This is a genomic window from Streptomyces sp. (assembly GCF_036566765.1).
In the GTDB taxonomy this organism is placed as follows: Bacteria; Actinomycetota; Actinomycetes; order Streptomycetales; family Streptomycetaceae; genus Streptomyces.
This window is the reverse complement of sequence record NZ_DATCVQ010000411.1, coordinates 1-2,565: the sequence shown is the minus strand read 5'-3', so window position 1 is coordinate 2,565 and position 2,565 is coordinate 1. Positions and strand designations below refer to the sequence as shown.

General features: G+C 67.8%; 2 protein-coding genes and 1 pseudogene. 1 reads left to right on the top strand and 2 read right to left on the bottom strand.

The genetic code is table 11. The features are described 5' to 3' along the window. Positions 1 to 101 precede the first annotated feature (101 nt). Entirely contained in the window at positions 102 to 1,499 is a 1,398-nt protein-coding gene (locus VIU94_RS23905; protein WP_331913943.1) for a sulfatase-like hydrolase/transferase, read from the top strand. A 13-nt stretch (positions 1,500 to 1,512) separates the two neighbouring features. On the opposite strand, the gene VIU94_RS23900 is transcribed toward VIU94_RS23905, so the two are convergent. Next, on the bottom strand, positions 1,513 to 2,226 hold the full coding sequence (locus VIU94_RS23900; protein ID WP_331913941.1) for an enoyl-CoA hydratase/isomerase family protein: 714 nt from the start codon (positions 2,224 to 2,226) through the stop codon (positions 1,513 to 1,515). Continuing rightward, positions 2,223 to 2,565, bottom strand: a pseudogene (locus VIU94_RS23895) (SDR family oxidoreductase); the annotation flags it as partial. The pseudogene VIU94_RS23895 and the gene VIU94_RS23900, both read right to left, overlap by 4 nt.

The following is a 2,565-nucleotide window of genomic DNA, read 5'->3' as shown; positions in this document are numbered from 1 at the left end:
TGGCGGTGGCGAGCACCGTTGCGGTCCTGTGCGGGCCCACGTCGTCGGCGGAGGCGGCGGCGCTGCCGGGGCGGTTGGAGTCGGGGCGGCCGAGCGTGTTGATGATCAACGTCGATGACCTGGCGGCGACGGACATCAAGTACATGCCGCACGTGCAGAAGCTGCTGGTGCAGCAGGGGACGACGTTCACCGATGGGGTGGCGCCGACGCCGTTGTGCGTGCCGGCGCGGGCGAGCCTGCTGACCGGGAAATATGCGCACAACCACAAGAACTGGTCGATCTCCGGGACCAACGGCGGTTACACAGGCTTCACGGGGCGTCGGAACACGCTTCCGGTGTGGATGGACAAAGCCGGCTATCGGACGATGTTCCTCGGGAAGTACCTCAACGGCTACGGCAAGGGATCCGAGCGCTACTCCAACGGCGAGCCCGGGTGGGACAACTGGCAGGCGACGATCGATCCGTCGACCTATAACCTGCTGAGTCCGAAGTTCAACAACAACGGCACGATCCAGAGCCCTGGTCTCTACAGCTCGGTCGCGTTGCAGAACCGGTCGATCAAGATGATCAAGAACGCCGGGACCAACGTCGGCGGCAAGAAGCCATGGTTCCTGTGGGTCAACTACGTGGCGCCGCACGCGGGCGGCCCGGTCGAGGCCAGCGACCCGAAGAAGCGCTACCCGAACCAGCCGTCACTGTGGCTGGAGAACACCCGGCCGATGGGTGCGGACAAGGGGCGCTTCAGCGGCCTCGGGCTGCCCACGACTCCGGACATGTTCTACGCCGGACCGGGCCAGGTGACTGCCGGGAAGCCCTACACGACAGCCCAGAAGCGGGTCATGCGCTACGTCTACCAGCAGCGCATCGAAGCGGCGCAGTCGGTCGACCGGGCGGTCGCCCGCACGATCGCCCACCTGAAGAACAGCGGGCAGTACCGGCGTACCGTCATCATCTTCTCCGGCGACAACGGCTACACCACCGGGCACCACAACCGCCTGGGCAAGCTGTGGGAGTCGTCGCAGTCCATGCGGATCCCGCTGATCATGGTCGGGCCCGGGATCCCGAAGAACATCAAGGTCGGCTCCGCGGTCGGCAACCCGGACATCGCCACCACGGTTGCCGCGCTCGGGCGGGCGACGCCGGGGCGGGCTCAGGACGGTGTCGACATCACGCGCGTGCTCGCGGCAAGCGTGAAGGCGGGCAAGACGCTCTACCGGCCGATCCCGGTGGCCGCCTGGCCGACTCAGGGCGGGACGAACAGCAAGTATCGCGGCATCCGCTACGGGCGCTACACCTACATCACCCTCACCGCGACCGGTGTGCCCGTCCTCTACGACCGCGCCGTCGACCCGTACGAGACGCGCAACCTGGCTGGGGACCGGAGGTACGCCAAGGTCGTCGCCCAGCTGAAGGCACTCGATGCGAAGTACCGCGCCTGCTCGGGCAGCACCTGCCCCAAGACGTACGCATCCACGCTGAGCACCCCGAGCCCGAGCTAGCCGCTTGCCGCAGCTAGCCCTGCGGCAAGCCGACGCTGTTCCTCTGGAAGTCGAGCAGTCGTTCGTTCTCGTAGGTGATCCGGCGGTCACTGCCCTCGAGCTCGCGAAACATCTCCTTCAGGTTGCGAATCCCGTCGGACGACTGACGCTCGATGAGCTCTGCCAGCTCGAGGGCGACCGCCTCGGCCTCGTCGGCAGGAGACGTACGCTGAGCCAGGCCCATCGCGACAGCCTCGTTCGCCCCGACGGGGCGCCCGGTGTAGATCAGCTCCTTGGCGCGCGAGAGGCCGACGAGCTGGGTCAGCCGGGCCGGGCCGACCGGAACGCCCAGCCGGGCGCCTGCCCAGGCGAGCTTCAGATTGTCCCCGGCCACGCGCAGATCGCAGCCGGCGATGATCTCGGCACCGGCGCCCACGCAGTTGCCGACACAGACAGCGATCGTCGGCACGGGCACCTGCTCGACGAGCTGGTAGAGCTCCGCGAATGCTTCCATCCGGGCGACTCCGCCCGCTGCGTCCAGGGGTTCGGTGACGTCCGCGCCCGCGCAGAAGGCGTCGGGAGATGTCGTCGAGAGCACCACCGCGCGAATCTCGCCGTCATCGGACAGTTCTCTCAACGCGTCGTTGAGCAGGCGGAGCGTCGGGGTGTCGAGGGCGTTCCGCTTCTCGGGACGGTTGAGCAGGAGGATCTCGACGTCTCCGCGCCGCTCCCGCACGAGGCTGGTCATGGCCGGTCCACGAAGATGTCGTACTCCAGATCGCCGGTCCCGCCGTACTTCGAGAAGTCCGTGACTCCGGCATCCCGAAGCACGTCCACGTCCAGGAACGAGTTGCCGGTGCACTCGCGCGAGGGGCGCCCCAGGATCTCCACCGCGGCGTCGGCGACGATCTCGGGCGTACGCGACCTCTCCACCGCTGCGTCTCCACCGAGGAGGTTCTGCACAGCGGCCGTGGCGATGAGGGTCTCGGGCCACAGGCAGTTGGCGGCGATGCCGTGCTCGGCGTACTCCGCCGCCCAGCTGAGCGTCAGCAGACTCATTCCGTACTTCGCCAAGGTGTACGCCGGG